General features: G+C 46.9%; 19 protein-coding genes and 2 tRNA genes. 6 read left to right on the forward strand and 15 right to left on the reverse strand.

Annotated features, from left to right (window positions below):
- The 4 genes from ACYVTD_RS04690 to ACYVTD_RS04705 form a co-directional block, all read right to left on the reverse strand.
- Window positions 1-2,365 (reverse strand): extracellular solute-binding protein (locus tag ACYVTD_RS04690; RefSeq protein ID WP_461246630.1); only part of this gene is annotated, 2,365 nt, incomplete at its 3' end.
- A gap of 29 nt (window positions 2,366-2,394) precedes the next feature.
- Window positions 2,395-3,708, reverse strand: a complete 1,314-nt coding sequence (locus tag ACYVTD_RS04695) for a glycoside hydrolase family 5 protein (protein WP_461246631.1) — start codon at window positions 3,706-3,708, stop codon at window positions 2,395-2,397.
- 25 nt (window positions 3,709-3,733) lie between these two features.
- A complete protein-coding gene (locus tag ACYVTD_RS04700) occupies window positions 3,734-4,357 on the reverse strand; it encodes a hypothetical protein (protein ID WP_461246632.1) in 624 nt (207 codons plus the stop codon).
- Between the two features lie 192 nt (window positions 4,358-4,549).
- Window positions 4,550-5,971 (reverse strand): extracellular solute-binding protein, encoded by a 1,422-nt coding sequence (locus tag ACYVTD_RS04705; RefSeq protein WP_461246633.1) that lies wholly within the window; start codon window positions 5,969-5,971, stop codon window positions 4,550-4,552.
- A 79-nt stretch (window positions 5,972-6,050) separates the two neighbouring features.
- Here ACYVTD_RS04705 and ACYVTD_RS04710 point away from each other — a divergent pair, with 79 nt between their 5' ends.
- Both ACYVTD_RS04710 and ACYVTD_RS04715 read left to right on the forward strand, forming a co-directional pair.
- The gene (locus ACYVTD_RS04710) at window positions 6,051-7,631 is read left to right on the forward strand and encodes a hypothetical protein (RefSeq protein ID WP_461246634.1); all 1,581 of its coding nucleotides are present in this window, start codon (window positions 6,051-6,053) and stop codon (window positions 7,629-7,631) included.
- The gene (locus ACYVTD_RS04715) at window positions 7,621-8,181 is read left to right on the forward strand and encodes an adenylyltransferase/cytidyltransferase family protein (RefSeq protein WP_461246635.1); all 561 of its coding nucleotides are present in this window, start codon (window positions 7,621-7,623) and stop codon (window positions 8,179-8,181) included. Before ACYVTD_RS04710 ends, ACYVTD_RS04715 begins: the two co-directional genes overlap by 11 nt.
- Before the next feature lie 2 nt (window positions 8,182-8,183).
- Here the strand turns inward: ACYVTD_RS04715 and ACYVTD_RS04720 are convergent, their stop codons facing one another.
- Both ACYVTD_RS04720 and ACYVTD_RS04725 read right to left on the reverse strand, forming a co-directional pair.
- Window positions 8,184-9,263: a S41 family peptidase gene (locus tag ACYVTD_RS04720; protein WP_461246636.1), complete on the reverse strand. Its 1,080-nt coding sequence runs from the start codon at window positions 9,261-9,263 to the stop codon at window positions 8,184-8,186.
- Window positions 9,264-9,272: 9 nt separating this feature from the next.
- Entirely contained in the window at window positions 9,273-10,067 is a 795-nt protein-coding gene (locus tag ACYVTD_RS04725; protein ID WP_461246637.1) for a hypothetical protein, read from the reverse strand.
- Window positions 10,068-10,166: 99 nt separating this feature from the next.
- Between ACYVTD_RS04725 and ACYVTD_RS04730 the strand changes: the two genes are divergently transcribed.
- Both ACYVTD_RS04730 and ACYVTD_RS04735 read left to right on the forward strand, forming a co-directional pair.
- Window positions 10,167-10,985 (forward strand): transketolase, encoded by an 819-nt coding sequence (locus tag ACYVTD_RS04730; protein WP_461246638.1) that lies wholly within the window; start codon window positions 10,167-10,169, stop codon window positions 10,983-10,985.
- Between the two features lie 10 nt (window positions 10,986-10,995).
- Complete coding sequence (locus ACYVTD_RS04735; RefSeq protein WP_461246639.1) at window positions 10,996-11,937, forward strand: transketolase family protein; 942 nt, start codon at window positions 10,996-10,998, stop codon at window positions 11,935-11,937.
- 8 nt (window positions 11,938-11,945) lie between these two features.
- Here the strand turns inward: ACYVTD_RS04735 and ACYVTD_RS04740 are convergent, their stop codons facing one another.
- The 9 genes from ACYVTD_RS04740 to ACYVTD_RS04780 all read right to left on the reverse strand — a co-directional run bounded on the left by ACYVTD_RS04740 (window position 11,946) and on the right by ACYVTD_RS04780 (window position 17,776).
- The gene (locus ACYVTD_RS04740; RefSeq protein ID WP_461246640.1) at window positions 11,946-12,884 is read right to left on the reverse strand and encodes a hypothetical protein; all 939 of its coding nucleotides are present in this window, start codon (window positions 12,882-12,884) and stop codon (window positions 11,946-11,948) included.
- Window positions 12,885-12,886: 2 nt separating this feature from the next.
- Complete coding sequence (locus ACYVTD_RS04745; protein ID WP_461246641.1) at window positions 12,887-13,894, reverse strand: COG1361 family protein; 1,008 nt, start codon at window positions 13,892-13,894, stop codon at window positions 12,887-12,889.
- Window positions 13,895-13,990: 96 nt separating this feature from the next.
- Entirely contained in the window at window positions 13,991-14,260 is a 270-nt protein-coding gene (locus ACYVTD_RS04750) for a hypothetical protein (RefSeq protein WP_461246642.1), read from the reverse strand.
- A gap of 13 nt (window positions 14,261-14,273) precedes the next feature.
- A complete protein-coding gene (locus ACYVTD_RS04755; RefSeq protein WP_461246643.1) occupies window positions 14,274-14,600 on the reverse strand; it encodes a hypothetical protein in 327 nt (108 codons plus the stop codon).
- 88 nt (window positions 14,601-14,688) lie between these two features.
- The gene (locus tag ACYVTD_RS04760) at window positions 14,689-15,753 is read right to left on the reverse strand and encodes a glycoside hydrolase family 5 protein (RefSeq protein WP_461246644.1); all 1,065 of its coding nucleotides are present in this window, start codon (window positions 15,751-15,753) and stop codon (window positions 14,689-14,691) included.
- 9 nt (window positions 15,754-15,762) lie between these two features.
- Window positions 15,763-15,900, reverse strand: coding sequence for a hypothetical protein (locus tag ACYVTD_RS04765; protein ID WP_461246645.1), 138 nt, complete (start codon window positions 15,898-15,900; stop codon window positions 15,763-15,765).
- A gap of 36 nt (window positions 15,901-15,936) precedes the next feature.
- Window positions 15,937-17,586 (reverse strand): Ig-like domain-containing protein, encoded by a 1,650-nt coding sequence (locus ACYVTD_RS04770; RefSeq protein ID WP_461246646.1) that lies wholly within the window; start codon window positions 17,584-17,586, stop codon window positions 15,937-15,939.
- A gap of 36 nt (window positions 17,587-17,622) precedes the next feature.
- Window positions 17,623-17,693, reverse strand: a tRNA-Gly gene (locus ACYVTD_RS04775).
- A 10-nt stretch (window positions 17,694-17,703) separates the two neighbouring features.
- Window positions 17,704-17,776: transfer RNA gene (locus ACYVTD_RS04780), tRNA-Arg, on the reverse strand.
- Window positions 17,777-17,885: 109 nt separating this feature from the next.
- Here ACYVTD_RS04780 and ACYVTD_RS04785 point away from each other — a divergent pair.
- Both ACYVTD_RS04785 and ACYVTD_RS04790 read left to right on the forward strand, forming a co-directional pair.
- Window positions 17,886-18,572 (forward strand): LolA family protein, encoded by a 687-nt coding sequence (locus tag ACYVTD_RS04785; protein ID WP_461246647.1) that lies wholly within the window; start codon window positions 17,886-17,888, stop codon window positions 18,570-18,572.
- A 15-nt stretch (window positions 18,573-18,587) separates the two neighbouring features.
- Window positions 18,588-19,697: a helix-turn-helix domain-containing protein gene (locus tag ACYVTD_RS04790; protein WP_461246648.1), complete on the forward strand. Its 1,110-nt coding sequence runs from the start codon at window positions 18,588-18,590 to the stop codon at window positions 19,695-19,697.
- The last annotated feature ends 115 nt before the right edge of the window (window positions 19,698-19,812 follow it).

Genomic DNA, 19,812 nt, shown 5'->3' on the forward strand with positions numbered 1-19,812 from the left:
TTTCCCCGGTGCGGAAGCGGTTTAAGAAGTCGTAAACCATCGGCGTTTTGTAATGGGTGAAAAATTTCGTGTATACGTCAAACGCCTCAATGGCGATTTCGCTGTCCAAATTGGTACGGGAACCTTCGTCGTTGTAAAGCCTGCCGCCGCGCTGGAACATGTGCGCCAGGAAGTTTGAAAAGTCTATGCTTGTCGCCACGTTAGTCGCAACAGACGGAATGCCGACGTTCATGTTATTCTTCTGAATAATCGGAAGAATATTTATAAGGTCGTCCCATGTGTCGGGAAGCTGGATTTTTAGTTCTTCAAAAATATCCTTGCGGTAGAACATTACATGGTAGTATTGCGTTTCGGGAAGCCCCCCCACGCCGTCGGCGTAATTAAAGGGGACAACGACGTTTGGGTTTAATTCTTTTATAACTTCTTGATAATCCGGGAATTTTGAAATGTCCACCACGGCCTTGCGAATCGCGTAGTTCATGGGGTCGCCCTGAGGGACTGTAAGCGCCATATCCGGCCCCGTACCCGCGACGACCGCCGGCAGTACCGTGTCCGCCGCGACAAGTTTTACGTTTACCCTGATTCCCGTCTTTTGCGTAAAGGTGTCGTCTATCATCGCCTTTAGAATGGTGCTTTGGTCGCGACCGGCGAGCATCCACACGTCGATAACGTTGTTGCCGTTGCGGTACACGTCGCCTAAGTTGTTATAGTCGACAAAGAACGAGGACAGGAAGGAGCGTATCTCATGCGACGCGGCGACAAAGAAATTTTCCCTAATCTTTGGAAGTCTCGCGTCGGCGGAAGAGAGCAAAACATAATCGATGTCAAGCTGGGACTGCGAAAGCGCCAGCATGCTGTCGCCCAAAGAGCTTATGTTGGCTTTAAAATTTGTTAAGGTGCGCGGAATCTTATCCGGCCGCCTTACAAAAAGTTCAAGCTGGCGCGCGAGCGTAAGGGTCGCCGCGGCCTGCGCGCTGCGCTCGCCTGAGTAGGCGGTTAAATCGTCCACCAGTTTATAGAGGATTTTACTTTCCAGTTCCATCGCCGTTATTACTTCGGGATAAACGTACTCGACGCGGTAATCGCGGTATATGTCAGGCTCGGTTCCCGTAAGAACAAGAATCTTTCTGTAGATTCCGTTCAGGCGGAAAACGCTTTCTTCCATTACGTTCAATATCGCGCCCATGCCGCCTAATGTCGCCTGCAAGCGGATGGTATTTGTCCCTCTTTTAAGCGGGAAAACCATATAGTCCTGTTTGCCGCTTTCGCGCAGAGTAACAAGCTGCCACTTGTTGCTGTACTTAAAAGGTATCGCGGAAAGTTCGCTGCAGGGCGTCTGTCCGTTAATAATGATATTGCGGTTTGATACGAAGCCCCTGTTATAATTCTGCCGCCCCTTGACCGACAGGCGGTACATGCCGTCTTCCGGCACATCGGCTTCCCATTCGATCCATTGGCCCGAGACGCGCCATCTTTCGCCGCCGATCATGTTAAGGCGGATTCTCGCGACGCTGGGAGGTTCGGTCGCGCCGGAAGAGCGGTCGTAGTTGGGATACAGCGAAGGATCGGAACGGCGCGTAGCCCTTTCCCCCTGAATCTTCAACTGGACATTAGTCCTGGTATTCTGATACTTCGATAAATCCTGCTTGGCGATGAAATCCTCGTATTTCAAGGCGCTGTCCGGCGCTTTAACGGAAATACTGCGGAGCGCCATCGGCTCGTTTATTCCCTGAAGCCTGATTACGCTCGCGCCTTTGGGCAGATAAAAAGCGTAAGGCTCGGTTATGTAGCCTAACGAATCCTTGAACCACGCTTTTTCCCACTGCGGCTTTTCTACCTGCTGGGCGCGTATTTCATTTCCCTGGTTGTCAAAGCGGCTAGGTCCCGCGTCGCCCCAAACACGCTGAAACGCCAGCCTGTCCGCGCCCAAGAACGGGGTTTCCCCGTTGACAAGAAAAGAGCGTTCTATTGTTATGCCCCGCGACGGGAGCGGATAATATTCAATGTTAATATTGTAAAAACCTTCTTCTTCAAGGTTGATCTTGTATTCCACAAAGCTGTTTTCGTCCGTCCGTAACGCCTTTATTTCGCCTTCAAAGTTATCAAGCACGGAAACCCCGGAAGCCGAAGAATAAGAAAAAAGATTGATGGGAACGTCTTTTTTTCCGTTAGGAACGTTCGCGTAACGCTCCAAATATCGCGAGTAGGTGTTTGTTCTTCCCGTGCTTGCCCCGCTTAAATCGTAACCGGCGTATTTTGCGGAAAAATCGGCGTCCCGCCTTCCGGCGAGAAGAAAGAACAACGCCAAAACAACCACAACAACGGCGATAATTACAACTCGCGGACTGAAAAACTTTCTCATCATTTCCCTTCTATAGTATAATTTCCAAGCGCTTACTTAACCGCGCTTATCATCAGCTTGATCAGAGCGTCGCTCTCCGGCGAATTAGGCTGACCTGTCCTGCGGTCTATAAGACCGAAATTCTCACCATTTCCCCTAACGGAGCCGTTGTCCCAATAAATTGGAACCACCCCGTATTTTTTCGCCGTGCCAAAAATATACGGCAGATAATCCCTTCTGCTTTGGCGCGCCTGCTGGTCTTTTGCCGCATCCGCGGGATACGACTGCCCTACCGCTCCGCACTCCCCCATTATTACCGGAATATTTTTATCGATGAATTTTTCTTTTAAGGGGGCAAAATCATTTTCGACCTTTTGTTTGTCGGAGGGAGTCCCCCATGAAGACCTGCTGCCCTGTATCCCGAATTCATAAGGATCATAATAATGATAACTTACGATTAACTTGTCGGAAGCCTTGTCGTTGGGAAGCATAAATCCGGCGGAAAGAAGCTGGTTGCGGTCGTTACAGTAGGCGGATACCATTAAATACCTTGATTCGTTGTTGCCGCCGGTAGCGCGTACCGTATCGACAAAAAACTGGTTCCACTTTGTTATGGTAATATAAAGGCCGAGATGGCCCCCCGAACCCCAATTGCCGTCGTGAAGCTCGTTAAAGGATTCAAATATCAGCCAGTCGCCGTAATTTTTGAAGTAGTTTGCGATTTGCTTCCAAACGCGGATATATTGGCCCGTTATTCTGTTAAATTCATCCTGATTTCTGGACGCCTGCCTTACGGAAAGCCAGCCCTGATCGCCCTTTTTTGAATCCGTCGAACCGTCGTGGTGCAAGTTGATGATCACTTTAAGGCCGGCGTTCTTAGCGTAGCCGACGACTTCCGCGACGCGTTTTATAAATCTTTCGTCAATATGATAATCTGGCGCGGGACCCATATTGCCCATCCATGTAATTGGAATACGGACGATATTAAATCCGGCGGTTTTCAAACCGTTAAACAAATCCTGATTAAGCCTTGGGTTCCCCCATGAAACATCTTCCCCGGATTCAATATTGGCCAATTTGCCGTCCTGATCGATTAAGCCTCTCCACGCTTCCATAGTATTGCCTGAATTCCAGCCGGCGGTAATTTTTTCGATCCTTAAATAATCAAAGGCGGATTTGCCGCCCATTTTCTCTTCGGGATAATTATTTACGGAGTCGGGGACGGCCGGAGTGTAATCAAAAACCTGCTCCGCCGCAATTGGCGTATTATCGCCAACGGCGGCCTTCCCGCTTGCGAAGGAAGCCGCCGGCCATACGCTTACAGCGATGCACAATATGCAGATAAAAAGAAAAGTTTTTTTTGTCATCACTACTCCGGCGTAAAATTATAAGTTATTTGTAAAGCTTAAAATCCCAAACTTTAAATTCATAAGGGCCCAAGCCGCCTTCTGCCGCGTTCAAAGATTGAATTCTAAACCTTGTCAGACGCTGCTGGTTGAACTTTACCTGAGCCGCCCACGCCGGCTGCATAAACATCCTCATTTCAATGTTTGGTTCCGCAACTACGTTAGCTTCGGTTTTTACTGGGAATCGATGAAAACCCCAATCCTGAACGGTGGAAAGAGGCGCTTCCACGTTATATGTCCTGCCGTCGGTGGTCAGTATTTTAAAGGAAAACGCTTTTGCGATTTTCATAACCTCCAATGTGGCATCGTCCGGGGTTAATCCGGCGTCGACAACGCCGTATTTGATTTTATCGGTTACGGTGCCTTTAAATTTGTAGGTCGTGTATTTTACGCCGTCTATTACTTCATCGGCTATGGTCATAACCATAGTGGAAGTTCCTTTGTCGTCCGAGTCGTCGTGCGGTTCAACTTTAAAGGTTGCCGGGACCGCAACGAGAGGGCCGGAAGACGCCGCAGCGGATCCGCCGCCGCCGCTTGACGCGCAGGCAAAAATAATGGCACACAATGCCACACAAAGAAGAGAAAGTAACGCTTTTCTTGAATTTTTCATGGAAATTCCCCCTAAAATAGATTTTTTTAGCGACAGGCAATTCAGAGTAAAACTGATCTGAATACCTAACCTAAAATATGATACTCTGATAATTCCTTGCCGTCAAGATTTATTAAGGGTATTTTTATTAGTCTTGTCCCTAAATATCAAAAAAAATCACAAAATGGATACGGGACTCGTTTTTAGAGTAACTCACTCTTGAGGAATAGAATCCGCGTAAACCTCGTCCCAACGTTTTTGAATATCGGTAACCACCTCTTGCGCGGTCCGATTTCTCTCAAAAAAGAACTGTATTTCCTGATAAGCGGCGTCTTCGTACTCCTTGGCGCATGGAACGCCCAAAAATCCCCTTACAATTACAGAAGATTCAAAAATATCCCAAGCTTTGGCGTACAAGGGGGCTTCTTTTATGTACTTTTTATCGTCCCCCGACAACAATTCAGGTATATAACCGGGTATGGCCTTCAGTTGGGCGCAAAGAAGCGGGCTTTTAGCGGCAATAAATTCAAGAAAGACCAGCGCCGCGTCGGGAAACGCGCTATTTTTGTTAATTCCGGCGAATATTCCCGAAAGACTGACCCCGTATTTCCCCGCCGCCCCCGCCCCTGGGATTGTCGTTACCCCGAAAGTGTCAGAGCCCATTCTTTCCATAAGTTCGGGAATAGCTCGAGTTGACGCGATAATCATGGCTATCTGCCTCCGGACAAAACCGTCAATAGCTTGCTCTTCCGTCATTTCAAAGATGTTTGGGGACAGAACCTCATTTTGTGGGACGAAGCCTGGTTCCGCGGCCGGCTCTCCATCCTGAGGGACGGAGCCTGATTTCCTTGACAGCGCCCCCTCATGGTAGAGCTTCCCAAGGAAGGTAAAATCGCCTGCCATCTGCTTTGTGTTAATAACGGGCGCGGCAGAGCCGTCTGGCCAGAAATTGCCCCCGCCAGCCCATATCCATGAAAAAATCTCCCTGGACAGGGACTGCTTGTTTTCGGGGCTTAGGGCCATCGCGAACCCCGCCGCGCCCGCCAGGACATCGTTATCGGATGCCGATATGGTTTTCGCGTAGGCGAGGAATTCGTCCCTGGTTTTTGGAGGGCGGTCAAATCCGGCGGCTTGCAAAAGTTCAATATTGTAAAAAAACAAATCCATAAAAGAGACCAGGGGCAAAGGAGACTCTATAGCGCCAAGGGCGTTAAATTCGCTTTCGTCAAAAAACAGAATATCGGGCTCCCTGCTTTTTTCGCTAGAAACGTTCAAGATGTTAATCCGCAAACCGGGATTTTGCTTTTCAAATTCCTGAATCAGCGTTTCCATGGTTTTGCCGCCGAAAAATTCTTCACAACGGGCGGAAATATAAATATCCTTTTGCCTGCTTTTGGCGTTTAACCGAAAAACGGCGTTAAAAATTAAGGGGCTTAAAATCAAAAATAAAAGCAAAATAATGATAATAATGTCCGTACGATTGCGCAAATATATCGACTTTTTGCCGTTTTCGCTGTACATTTTATCTATGGTTCCTTTTTTCGGAAGATTCTCCAACTTTCTCTTTAACAGGTTAAGCAAGCGCGAACAAAAGCCGGATAGTCTGGAAGAAAAGTTAATTTTAAATTTTTCCAAAATAAGAAAGTCCCCCTTTGATATTAAATCAGAATCTTCATATAATGCCTATCTGTCTAAACGCTCTTTCGAAATGGGTTTGAAAAAAACAAAATGCATCGCGTGGACGGAAATCCCCGGCCTTGAATACAACGACCATATTATCGAAGCTAAAATCCGCCTGGACAGCATGGGCGGATACGCCGCCGCGGGGCTTACGTTCCACATCAGAGACGATGACGCCTACTACATCGTGCTTTTTTCCAGCAAAGGCTATTACCGCCTGGACGTGGTAAGGGACGGCTCCCCAAAGCCGCTTATCGCATGGACCGATATTTTTGAATTTAACGGGAAAAACATTAACTTGGGCATTATAACTTACGGCACCTTTCTTATTTTTCTTATCAACGGCAAATGGGTTGGGGAGACAAGCGACGACACCCTTGTTAAAGGCAGGGTGGGGCTCGCCATTGCCTCCTACGAAACGCCGAAAGAAACTTTACCTGAAAATGAAGAGTTGTCCGACAGTAACGATTACTCCTGCAAAGTATCTTTGGACTATCTTTCCATTGACACAAGAATTAAGGTTATCGAGGAAAAATACAAAAAATGGACAGATCCGTTAAACATAAACGCGGAAAGCCGCCTGCGCCTTGCGGAAACCTACGCCGTAATGGGCGAAGCAAAAAAGGCGATGGACCAAATTTACAAGGCATGGGAACGAAGGGACAGGGCGATCCGCGCCGTTTCGGCGGGGGAAGAAGGGGTAAGGACGAAAAAAGAACTGCTTCTTGCGGCAAGAATGTCGTTGCGGCTTGGCCAACATAACGAAGCGGAAACTTTTCTTAACGCCATTCTTGAACAGTGGGCGGAATCAGCCGAGGGCAAAGAGGCGGTAAAAATAAAAATAAACCTGCTGGGCGACCTTAAAAAATTCGATGAATTAAAAGAATTTGTTTTACTATACGCAAATAACAAAAAAGATGTTAATTTCCACGCCACGCTCGCCCGCTGTTACTTTGAGTTAAAAGAATACAGAAAATCAGCCGCGGCGTGGGACAGGGCTTTCGAGATGAACGGCGAAAACGGGGTTTACGCGGTTAACGCGGCAAACGCGTATGAGCTTAGTAAAAAGACACAAGAGGCTCTTGCGCGGTACATTACCGCCGGCAATATTTTTCTTAATCAGGATAATCAGGGGGAACTTGGGGCGTTAACGCCGAAACTTTTATTGTTGGGCGCGGACAACTGGGAAGCCCGCGTCCTCGCCGGAAAATGGGCGTTCAGTACCGAAGATTACGACCGCTGTATTTCTGAATTTTCCACCGCGAACAAATTAAGGATAACATTAAAACCAAGGCCGCCGGGAGACCCCGCCCATTATTACCTGTGGGGGCTCGCCTTAAACATAAAGGGAAAAAACAACGAAGCCATCCGCCTTTTGGAAAGGGCGGTAAAACTCGCGCCGGACTACGGCCTTTTCCGCTTTAAGCTTGCGGAAATTAAATTACTGGCGGGCGTAAAAGAGCCGTCCATTACGGAAGAATTAAAACAAGCGTTAGATGACATGGACGACCCGGACGGGAAAATGGCGGAACACGCCGGAAATATTTTAAAAAACGCCGGCAGGGCAAAATCGGCGCAGTACTTTTTCAACAAAGCGGGAAAAAATGCTGGTTGAATGGGCTAAATTTACGGAAAAGGGACTGCCAACGGGAGACAGGAAAGCGTCGGTAACGATAGGCGTTTTTGACGGGGTTCACCGAGGGCACAGGGCGCTGATAGAGCGCGTAGTTTCGCATAACACGGAAAATATTCCTGTTGTCATCACTTTTCGGGAAAACCACAAGACAAAAAACAATGAGCCGAAAGACGTTCAAACCTTTGAGCAAAGGGTAACGACGTTGGAGAAATTGGGGATACAGATAACGATTGTTGTTGATTTTACGGAATCATTTAAACGCATGACTGGAATCAATTTTTTTGAAATTTTAGCAAACCGCTGTAACATGGGTTTTTTCGCCGTAGGGAGCGCCTTCCGCTGCGGTTATAAGCTGGACACCGACGCTACGGCCATTCAAAAATTTCTCGCTTCGCGCGGCGTTCCTACGGAAATAGTTCCCGAAGTCATGGAAGGGGCCCTGCCGATCAGTTCAAGCAGAATACGCGCGGAAATCGCCAGCGGGAACATAAAGTCGGCGGAAACGATGCTTGGGCGGCCGTTGCTGTAACTTCAATCACCGCCGGAGGCTATTCTAACGGCTTCTTCAAGCTGTACGTCTTCCTCTTCCGTCGTATTTGCTATTATGTATTCTTCTTTGTCGGGGGATATTCCAATTCCTTCATAGTTGTTTCCGTTCATATCCGTCACCCTTCCAGGCGATATCGAATAAGTCCACCCGTTTATCATAAAACGATCTTTACGCGGAGAAAACGCCCCGCATGTCGCCGTTCCTATATGCGTTACATGGCTTTGCGTCCGTAACGCGAGAACAAACCACTCCGCCACGGAAACCGTGTTTATATTTGTTAAAAGCACAATCGGTTTTGTATAGCCGTATTTGTTGTCAGAAGCCTTACTGATACTTTTTACCGTGTAAATTACGGGAGCGGAAAAATCGTACGATCCGGGGCCGTTTTTACTTATTACCCCGCAATAATTTTTTGTCTCGGACACGAAACGGGCGGCGATGTATTCCATTACATATACCTCCCCCCCTTTGTTATCGCGAACATCCAAAACAATCGCTTTTGTTTCCTTAAGGACGCCTAATATATTGTCAATTATTCTACCCCATTCCTGACCTTCCGGCTCATAGCCTTCATATATAAATTTTGAAATATAAACATAACCTATATCCGGCTTGGAAGAAAACGTACCGAATACAAAATTTTGGTATCCGTCATTGCCGTTTCCAATTAAATAACTTTTTACCGTGTCAATGTCGAAATATTCATCGATGTCGGCATTATAGCTTCTATAGCCAAGACCGGGCGCGTATAAGCCGACATGGGGATCTTTTATTTCTTCCAACATGTCCGCGCATACGTCAAACAATGAAGTTTCGGACATATCGGATTTAATTTTAAGGGCATATCCGGTCTGTTTGTTATGATATACGTCGTACCAGCTGTCATAATTAAGATTGCCGCTCATCCTAAAATCCAGATTTGCGTGAATATCATTAAAATCATTCCAGAGACTTCTTAACACTTCGGAAGGGCCGGTATCAGGTTCCCTCCCTAAAAACAACTGACATGCGGAAAATAAAAACGCCGCGGACAATATCAGCCATTTAACTTTTCTTTTCACTTTTCTCCCCTAAAATGAAAACGTAATTCCCGCGTTTATGCTAAACGACGCGTCTTTTCTCGTTTGCGGAAAAGTAACTAGGGAAAGCTCGAAACCAAGCCCCAGATAAAAAGATAACAGATCGTTTTGTTTATGATGATATTTTAAGTCGCAAAAAACCGCCCTGTAATTGTGAAAACTTGTTACCCTCTCTTCCAAATCAAGCGGCGCGTAATACAGGCCGTAATAGGGGGGCCTGAACGCATAACCAAAAAAAGGGATACTTGCCGAGAAAATTAACTCGTTTCTGCCGTTGATGATCCATTTTTGCGTCGCATGTAAATCAAGAGAAAACAGCACGGTTAAACTGTAATAGTGCGATTCTTTCAAAGAGGAATAATATAAATCGCCGCGTATCGCGCCGCCAAGGTATCCCGGGAAAATGCCGTTTCCCCACAGCCGGTAATCAAGCGCGTTTTCAAAAAAAACCCTTAGAAACATAGACGGCTTACGGTTATATGCAAAGAAAGCATTATCGCTTTTTACCTCTATCGGATCAACCTCGCCTTTTAACAGCCCGAAATTAAACGAATATAAAAAATTGCTTTTTTCGACGCTACCGTTTAAACTAAAGTTAAACGTGTCCAATTCCCTGTTAACTGGTAAATCCGTTTCTTCACGGAACCCTAAAAACGAATAGCCGAATCCGGTTCCAACCCTGATAGGTTTTTCCGTTTTAGGCGTTTCAGCCGATTGCGCGGAAGTTTGACCGATATTGATCAAAATAAAAAAGATAAAAGCCAAGCAACGCCTTTCAAGTCCCATCTTGATAAATAATGGGTTCCTTTCATAATATTGTCAATGATACATGACAAATACTTCCATATTATGCTATAATTACCCATTATTTAGCAGGAGAAAGACATGGATAAAGAAACCGAACAATTTTTGAAGGCTCAGGCGAAAGAAATCCGAAAACTTACTATCGAAGAAATCGGAAATTTGGGAACGGGGCATATCGGGGGGGCGATGTCCATCGTAGACCTTTTGGCCCTTTTGTATTTCCACCGCATGAAAATCGATCCTAAGAACCCGCGTTGGGAAGAGCGGGATCAGCTTGTTGTTTCCAAGGGGCACTCGGGACCCGCCGTTTACGCGACGCTCGCGCTCAAGGGCTTTTTTCCCCTTGACTGGCTTAAAACCCTGAACAGGGGCGGCACCAAACTGCCGAGCCACTGCGACCGCAACAAGACCCCCGGCATTGACATGACGACAGGCTCCCTAGGGCAGGGATTTTCCGCCGCGATTGGCATCGCCGTCGGCCTGCGGATGGATAAAAAAACCCAGACCGTGTATACCGTCATCGGCGACGGCGAGTCCGACGAGGGGCAGATTTGGGAAGGGGCGCTCTTTGCGGGCTTCCATAAACTTTCCAACCTTGTCGCTTTTACCGACTACAACAAACAGCAATTAGACGGCTTTGTAAAAGATATTCTAGACCTTGGCGACCTCGCCGCTAAGTGGAACGCCTTCGGCTGGTTCACCCAGGAAGTGGACGGGCACGACGTAGCCGCCCTGGACACCGCGATTGAAAAGGCGCTCGCCCAGAAAGAAAAGCCGTCCATGATCGTCATGCACACGATCAAGGGAAAGGGCTGTAATTTCGCCGAGGGCGTAGAGAAAAACCACAGCATGGCGTTTGACATGGAAAAAGCCAAAGAAGCCATAGCGGCGTTAGGATAAGGAGAAAAAAATGGCAGAACAACAAAAAGAAATGCGAATGGCATACGTAGACACATTGATGGCAATGGCCGAAAAAAATAAAAACATCGTCGTATTGGAAGCTGACTTGATGAGCTGTACGAACACGGGCATTTTCAAAAAAACATACCCCGACCGTTTCATAAACTGCGGCATAGCGGAAGCGAACATGATCGGCATCGCTTCTGGGCTTTCCACTCTTGGGAAAATCCCTTTCGCCGCGGGCTTCGGCTGTTTCTCTTCGCGGCGGGTATTCGACCAGTTTTTCCTTTCCGCGAACTACGCGCACCTTAACGTAAAGTTAACGGGTACCGACCCGGGCGTAACCGCCGCTTATAATGGCGGAACTCACATGCCCTTTGAGGAACTTGCCCTGATGAGGGTCGTCCCCGGTCTTACGATTATCGAGCCGTCCGATCCAAGTTCCTGCGCGGCCTTTGTCCGTCTTATGGCGGAAGAATACGGCTGTCATTATCTGCGTATTCCGCGCAAACCAGTGCCGTACCTGTACCCCGAAACCGAAACTTTTAAGTTCGGCAAGGCGAAAGTTTTAAAAGAGGGAAAGGACGTGTGCTTTATGGCACTGGGTAGCCTTATGGTGAACCAATCGCTGAAAGCGGTGGAAACCCTCGCGGCGAGCGGCATAAGCGCGGGAGTGCTGGACATTCTCACCCTTAAACCAATTGACAAGGACGCTATACTTGAACAGGCGGGCAAGGCGCGCGCGGTCATAAGCGCGGAGAACGCCCAGATAGCAGGAGGCCTTGGCAGCGCGGTCGCGGAAATACTCGCGGAGAACGGATGCAAGTGCAAGTTTGCGCGCATAGGCATACGCGACGAGTTCGGCGAAGTGGGCACGCAAGATTATCTTGTCGACCGTTACGGCTTGGACGTGGGAAGCCTTGTGAAAAAAGCGCAGGAGCTTCTCGCTTAATTCGACGTTTATTCCGAAGGTGAACGGGGACTCAATAATCTACCCGAAATGATAAAATAGGGTTTATTATACTTAATAGGATCGTTTGAGTCCGTCGTAATAATATTAATATTATATCCGTAGCCTACTTGGAGACCCAACCCGATACTTTGAAACGGCAATATAACCGACGCTTCAAGATTTATCGACTGGTTAACTCTCGTGCTTTCTGGAAAAGACGGCTTAAAACCCTCAAGCTTAATAACATCGTATTTTAATTTTGTATATTCGTATTTTGCCCCAAGATTAACATATTCAAATAAAACGCAGTCCATATCCACAAAAACATATGGACTGCCCCATTTGTGCTGCTTGTGGTTTACGGTATCATACAACGGACGCATCCTCTGTTCTTCAGCGGCTTTTAAGTAAAACACGGGAACAACTCCGCCCGTTAAATTAAATACTAGTATTTCGGTATTATACCGTATTCCGATATCGATAATCGGACCTAAAAGGTGCATAGATAAATCACTCATATATGAATTAACACGCGCACGCCCAATAGTTTCTAATTCGGGCATGTCTAAATAACCCTTTTCGTAAGTTTCTTGATAATAATAATACAGACCCGCCCCGGCCTTCCATTGTGAATTCTGATTTATAGCCTTCCTGTATTGAATCGGAAGCAGAGTTGCCTCATAAATGGTTTCATTTGTCGCAATCAGGGAATCGACGACGAAATCATCGTTCAAATCTTCGTTTTTCGCCGTTTTTTCAAACTTTCCCCGTATTTCTCCGCCCCAGTTATCTTTGTATTTTAAACCAAGACCGACATTGGTAATGGAGCCGTCTTTCAATATTTTAGTGTCCATAAAAAAGTTGACGACTCCAAAGTCTAAAGAAACGTCTTCCGCAAACGCAAAACAGGGGAGTAAAATTAAAATGATAAAAGCGATCTTTTTCATGATTAATCAGTAAACCTTACCTTGTAGTAGTTAGCTTTATTCATCCTAAGATATGCCATAATTTCCTGATCATAGTTTATCGGTGTTGCATTAGTTTCAGTGTCATTTGGCCAATATATATTTAACTCGGGGAGAAGGTGCGCATCAAAATCAGAGGCAGGTTCTTTATCTACGGCAAATGAATATTTTGCCTCCGTATCTGCCGAAGCTCCTGAGAATACAATAAGATAATCCTTCATATACTTTGGAACCGGAATTTCAGCAGAAAACACACTGGCTCCCCATCCTCTGGATGTCTTAAAATGATACGTTTTTCCACTCGGGACAATTACTACGCCGTTTATAGCCAAGTTCGATTTTATATTGAAAGTAACACTTTTCTTGTTTATTTTTAGAGAGACTGAATCTTCCCATGTTTTATTATCTAAATCCACAGTATTAATGGCAATTTCCTTAAATTCAAAATCTTCGGATATTGATTCGCAATAGATGGTAATATTAATATCTTTTGTATCTCCAGGCTTAATGGCTTGTATATCTCCCTTGGTCATGAGAGTAGGTGATTGTTCATTTTTAGTAATTGTAATACCGTTAGGCGTAGTAAACGTGTATGTCATAGCCGTGCAATAATCATTGCCGACATTGGTAAATTTTATAATAAAATCGTAACTATTACCACCATATAAACACATAAGATCGGTGTTAGATGACTTCGGGACAATAGATGCTTTAAAATTTACGCCGTTTGTTAATGTAAGCGTTCCCACATTATCACCGTCGGTATTGGGGGTTACATGAAACACATAGCCGTCTATGGTTATCTTGTAAGGGTCGCCTGATATGATATCAGGCACATGAATTTCGTTTCCATCAACTGGCACATCTTTCTTTGAAGTGCTATCACATTCACTTTGTATTGCCGCAATATTACTTTTAGCATCTCTAATACCATTAATGGCTTTTCTACTGAAAATGGAAAGCAGAGAACTGGAAGCGTCATCGCTTACCACCCCGGCTTCAAACGTGCTGTTGCCGATTCTTGAAGCGTAAAGGTAGTATTCTTTTAAACTTGTCCCTGTTCCTTCCGTAACTTTTATAACGTTCTGCTACTGCCTTTCCAGAGTCATGTCCTTATCAAGGGAAGTTTTGCGAGTAGCGTTAGTACTGTTAGTACCGTTATAAACCATCCAGTATTTACCTGCAAAATACCAGTTTTCACCCGTATCCATCCTAATCCACTCGCCCCTATAACTTTCGGGAAAAAGATAAGTTGTTACATCGTGAAGCGTACCCTCTTCTACTTCAGCGCAAGTTACAAGAAAAAACAAAAAGCTCAAGCTTAATAATGCTTTTAATGCTAATTTTAACTTCTTCATATTAACATCCCCCTTAATCGTTATTGAATGTAGCGGTTGAACCATTTACCGTACATATTACATCTTTGTAGGCATCGGTCGACTCCCAAGAAAAATCCGCGTCGCTTGAATCAACATAAACAGTTGTATTGCTTTTCGAAGAAACCGTAAATGGGTCTTTACGGGCGTTTATAATTTTCTTTTTATCGTCTAACGAAAAACCGTAAGGTTTGGACATCGTTATTTTAACAGCGACCGAAGATTCGTTTTTGAACTGAAAGCTGGACGGGTATTCTTCACACGAACTAATAATAACGACGCTTATTATGCAAAAAAATAAAGCTAATTTTTTAATTGTCATATTGGTTGCCTCCTCTTTTCCCGAAAAATGTAATTAACTATAAAAACAATAAGTATCTTTCTTATTTTGTGGTTATTTTTGGATTTAGTCAATACTTTTTTAACACGTCAAGAACCGGGTGGTTGATTCTTTCGGGGTTTTTGTACTGGGGCAGGTTTTCGTGCAGTTTTTCGCCTATGGAAATTATGCCAAAATCGAGGTTTTTATAGTTCCAGTACGAAAAACCAATTCCCATCTCCTTTAGCACCGAAAGAAGATCCTCGTACCAGCGCAGTTGGGATTGAAGCTCGACCGGCGTGTAAACCCCGAACTCGTCGCAGATTATCTTCGCGTTGTATTTTTTCCTGAACATGTTGACGGGCGTAAATTCGCACACCAGTCTTTCCCTGTCCCAAACGCCCGCCGAAAGCTCCATGCCGTATTTGCGTACGAAGCCGTTGCCGTAGTCGGCGGGATACGGCCTTTCCTTTTTAATTTCTGGATTTTCAATCCACGGCGCGTTCTGGTGGGTAAAAAGAAGAGGCTCGTAAAAATGCACGCTGTAGATTATGTTGTCGTCGTCAAATGGAGTAAGGAAATCGTATGTGCTAGGCCAGTTCCACATGTTGGAGCCAGTTACTATAGTAGATTTTGGCGCGTGGCGGCGTATTTCGCGGCAGAGCCTGTCCTTTACATTGTTCCATATTTCAGGAGTGGGGGCGACAGGCTCGTTAAGCGTTTCAAAGAGGACGTGTTCTCCGCCAGAGTAGCGCTCCGCGAGGTACGCCCAAATCGCCTCGGTCTTTTTGATGTAGGTGTCGTCGCCTGAAAAAAGTTTTTGCACCGGGGTCTTCGCCGCCTCTGAAAAATCGTGCCCCGGACACTCGTGCAGATCCAATATCATTTTAAGCCCGTTTTGCTTCGCGTACTCTACGGCGTTATCAAGATGGACAAACCTGTTTTCAATCGGTTTTTCGTCTTCGGTAAAAAACAGGTAAGAATCGACTGGGATACGGACGTGGTCGAAGCCCCAATTCTTCACGTTGGCAAAATCCTTCGCGCCTAGGAACGTCTCCATGTGCTTGTCTATCCCGGGAAACTTGTCGGGGTCTTTTTCCTGTATGGCGTCAATCTGGCTTAACCAGCCGCCCATGTTTATTCCGCGCATCCTCATAATTTTCCCCTACTTTTTGTCTTCGTTCCCGGTCTTGCCGCAGTTCGTGCGAGAGCCGTCTTTCCTGTGGTACTCCTGACAGGCCTTGCAGTCCCCGTGCCTCGCGCACCCGTAAGTGCATTTACAATCTTTGTTTTTATCCGCCATATAATCCCCCTTATTATTCTAGCGCATTACCGCTATTTATTGTAACGCCCCGTTTGCCACTTTGAGCGTGTTTTCTCTGATAGCAAGCACGTCGGATGAAAGCGGAACAAATACGCCGCCAGAGAAAGTCCCCCTCTCGGCGGTAACGACGCCCGACACATATACCGCCGCTCCCTGGCCGCTCGAAATATTCTTTAGATTGGCGGCGGCATTTGAACCGTAGATTGTCCCGCCGGCTATTCGAAAAGTTCCTTCATTCAAGCTTACCCCGCCGCCGGAACCGGCCCTATTACCGGATACGGTCGCGCCGCCGGTCATTATAAAAGAGCCGCCGAATATAAACACCCCGCCTCCGTAGCCGCCTTCGCCCGTGGAATTGCCTTTGATTACCCCATTTGACATAGTAAAGGCCCCCTTAGCGTACAAAAGCACTCCGCCGCCGCCGGAACCCGCGTTGCCAGAGATTTCCCCGCCCGTCATTACAAAGTAACCGTTCCAAACGAACACCCCACCGCCAAGCCAGCCGGCCCTGTTTTCTTTGATAGCTCCGTTTGACATTGTAAAAGCCCCGCCGTTCACATACACTCCTCCGCCGCCGCCTGAAGAGTTGGAGTTTTTATTGCCTTTAACTTCGCCTCCGGTCATGGTGAAAGTTCCGTCAGCGATATGAACGCCGCCGCCGCCGTTGTTGGAATTGACGGTATTGTCTTTTACAGAACCACCCGACATGGAAAATCTCGCGGCGGCTCCTTTAACGCACACTCCGCCGCCGTCCTTGGCGTTGTTGCCGGAAACCTCGCCGCCCTCTATGGTAAAGCTTCCGCCGTTCAAAAGCACGCCGCCTCCGCCGGGTTCATTTTCTTCCGAGGAGAGGTTGGTGTTTCCCGAAATCGCCGAGCCGTTTTTCATTGTCAGTCCGCCGCCGTTCACATATACCAAAGCTTTTGTGTTGGCGGCAAATCCCTTAAGCCTTATATTGTCGCACAAAAACAAGGCGGCGTTGGAATTTACAATAAAAATAGAACCGTCGGTGGAAAGGGCGATTGTCCGCCCGCCGCCAATACCAAGCAGATAGAGCGTGCGTCCCGAGTTTAAGCCGCAGACCGGCGCGGCGCTTATGTCGCCGTCAACAGCCAGCGTGTAAACCCCGGCATTAGCTGTTATATAGTTTAACGCCGCCGCGTATGTTTCCCTAGCGCGGTTCTTGTCGAAAGCGGGATCCGGCTCGTCGTCCGCCGTTAAGGCTTCCGGCGCTTTTTTGTACATGCCGGCTTTCAGCGCCTTTGTGGTAAACACGCCGCTATCGTCAGCCGTCATGGCGTTGCCCGCCTTGTCCTTAAAGTCACAGATATTCACCGTACAGATTAAGCCCGGCGCAAGACCGCTGAAGGGTATGGTGTATACTTTTTCCGACGACCATGAGCCGCCCGATAAAGCGGGACGGTCGTTCAACTGGACGGTTCCCGGCGTTGGGTCCATAGCTTCGCTGAAAGTGATTACCACATTGCCGCCCGCCGATATTCCCGCGCCGCTCGGCGTTACACCGGTTACCGTAGGAGGCGTGGTATCAACGCCGCCGCTAGAGCCACCGCCCTTGCCGCCCTTACTGCATCCCGCCAAAAACAGAAAAAAAATAATACTAAAAGCAGATACCGCTGCGAAAATATCATTTTTTATTATCTTCATTATTACCTATTACCCCTATTTTTCTACTTAAAACTTAGCGGCCGACGGGAGTCGAACCCGCGTCACGAGCTTGGGAAGCTAGGGTAATACCGTTATACGACGGCCGCATTTTGGCAATGATCCAGGGCTGAATCGAACAGCCGACCTGCCGCTTAGGAGGCGGCCGCTCTATCCACTGAGCTACTGGACCAACATGCTTAGATTATCATTCACGGGGGGCTATGTCAATTTACCTCAATATTCATACCCACTTGCCATTTACCGTATTTTTCCATTAATATAGGTATTAGAGGTTTACAGTGTTAAAACGATGGCTTTCTCTTCTATTATTACTGGGTTTAAGCATAAGCGCCCTTTTCGGGCAGGAAATAATTACCGCCGAAAAGTATCTGGAAATGGTGTCTGAAACGTACGGCTCTATCAGGGACTACGAGGCGCATATCGTAATACGTACCGGAAACACCGAAATGATCGGAAATTTAAGCCACTTGTCCCCTTCATTTTTACGCATCGACTTTTCAAAACCCGCCGAACAGGCCATCGTCTTTAACGGCGAACTTCTTACTATATACCTGCCCGAATTCAAGGCTGTGTTAAGCCAGAACGTCAACCAAACCAGAAGAGGGACTTCCGGCGCGGGATTTGCGACGGCGCAGGGGCTTAACATGTTAAGGCGCAATTATGTCCCTTCTTTTGTTACGGGGCCTAACCCCGAACCGCTGGAAAACAATTCCAGAGAAAGGGTCGTAAAACTGCGCCTTACGAGGCGTTCAATTTCGGAAGGGTTCAGGGAGATTATCTTAAGCATCAACCCCGATTCAAGATTAATACGGCGGATCGAAGGCAAGACTATCGCGGAAGGAGATCTGCGTTTTGACTTTACAAGCATCAAGGTTAATCAGGGAATTCCCGAACTGCGATTCCTTTATGATTCTCCCGCGTCGGCAAATATGTACAACAATTTCTTATTTAGGGATACCGATTAAGGAGCGGGAATAAGAATGGAATCTCTTGGCGAAAAATTAAAAACCGCCCGAACGGAAAAAGGGCTTGATTTTGATCAAATAAGCCGGGATACAAATATTTCACTTCGTTATCTCGAAGCGCTTGAAGCCGAGAACTTCGCCATATTTCCCGGCGAGCCTTATATAATCGGCTTTCTAAAAAATTACGGCTCGTATCTTGAGCTAGACGTTCAAAAATTAATTTCGCTTTACAGGGCGTTGAAAATTCAGGAACAGCCAATCCCCGTGGAACAGCTTTTACGGCATAAAACAAAACCGCCTAAATTTTTATTGCCCATGCTTATAATTATTGTCGCAGTAGGCGCGGGCGGTTTCGGCATTTATTCATTAATTAAATACACCCAGCAAAAACGCAGGGATAACATACCAGTAGTACGCAAGCCGACCGAATATATGATGGAAGGCAACTTTATGGAGCGGCGTTTTTACAAAAACGATTCGCTCTTGGTTCCCGCCGGAACCGAAATGTACAAATTGGAACTTTCCAATCTGGGGGAAGTTGTAACAATCAGCACCCCGGTAGGCCCCGTGATTCTTGGATTAAGCCAGGACGCCAGCGTAGATCTGAACAACGACGGTATTCCTGAATTGCGCATAACGGTAGCGGAATTCGCCAAAAACAACACCGACATGGGGGCTTTGCTTTATTTTTACATGACGGACGCCGTCGGGTTATACGACTCGGAAGCCAAAACAGAACAGGGGATTCCTTTAATACCAAACACGGGAAGCCCTTCCATTACAACGATAATTCCCGCGTCGCCCAGCGCGTATCCTTTTACCTTGCAGATCAATTTTCAGGGGTACTGCATGTTCCGCTGGGAAATTCTTAACGAGCGCGACCGCAAAGACAAAAACCAGCGCTATTTCCAACGTGCGGAAGACCTAAACATTCAAGCGCAAAACGGCATCCGCATCTGGGTGTCTAACGCGCAGGCCGCGAAGTTCCAAATTATCGGCGGCGGACGCACTTTCCCCGTGGAAGTCGGCGCGGCGGGCGAAGTGGTTGTTTCCGATTTCCGCTGGGTCAGGGACGACGACAGCCGCTACCGGCTGGTTCTTATAAGACTGGAAACAGGCAGTTGATAAACTTTGCGCTATTTTCTTGATCCTTTCGGTTGTGTAAAAAATCAAGTTGACGCGGAAAACATGATGTCCCACCTTAACAAAGCAGGCTGGGAAAACGCTCAAGTCGAAGACG

The sequence above is a fragment of the Treponema sp. R6D11 genome (assembly GCF_054786075.1).

Coding starts and splice junctions, on each gene's coding strand:
- ACYVTD_RS04760 (WP_461246644.1), bottom strand. CDS start 15,753: ATGAGGATGCGCGGAATAAACATGGGCGGCTGGTTAAGCCAGATTGAC.
- ACYVTD_RS04750 (WP_461246642.1), bottom strand. CDS start 14,260: ATGAAGAAGTTAAAATTAGCATTAAAAGCATTATTAAGCTTGAGCTTT.
- ACYVTD_RS04725 (WP_461246637.1), bottom strand. CDS start 10,067: ATGGGACTTGAAAGGCGTTGCTTGGCTTTTATCTTTTTTATTTTGATC.
- ACYVTD_RS04755 (WP_461246643.1), bottom strand. CDS start 14,600: ATGACAATTAAAAAATTAGCTTTATTTTTTTGCATAATAAGCGTCGTT.
- ACYVTD_RS04700 (WP_461246632.1), bottom strand. CDS start 4,357: ATGAAAAATTCAAGAAAAGCGTTACTTTCTCTTCTTTGTGTGGCATTG.
- ACYVTD_RS04695 (WP_461246631.1), bottom strand. CDS start 3,708: ATGACAAAAAAAACTTTTCTTTTTATCTGCATATTGTGCATCGCTGTA.
- ACYVTD_RS04765 (WP_461246645.1), bottom strand. CDS start 15,900: ATGGCGGATAAAAACAAAGATTGTAAATGCACTTACGGGTGCGCGAGG.
- ACYVTD_RS04740 (WP_461246640.1), bottom strand. CDS start 12,884: ATGAAAAAGATCGCTTTTATCATTTTAATTTTACTCCCCTGTTTTGCG.
- ACYVTD_RS04770 (WP_461246646.1), bottom strand. CDS start 17,586: ATGAAGATAATAAAAAATGATATTTTCGCAGCGGTATCTGCTTTTAGT.
- ACYVTD_RS04790 (WP_461246648.1), top strand. CDS start 18,588: ATGGAATCTCTTGGCGAAAAATTAAAAACCGCCCGAACGGAAAAAGGG.
- ACYVTD_RS04735 (WP_461246639.1), top strand. CDS start 10,996: ATGGCAGAACAACAAAAAGAAATGCGAATGGCATACGTAGACACATTG.
- ACYVTD_RS04730 (WP_461246638.1), top strand. CDS start 10,167: ATGGATAAAGAAACCGAACAATTTTTGAAGGCTCAGGCGAAAGAAATC.
- ACYVTD_RS04715 (WP_461246635.1), top strand. CDS start 7,621: ATGCTGGTTGAATGGGCTAAATTTACGGAAAAGGGACTGCCAACGGGA.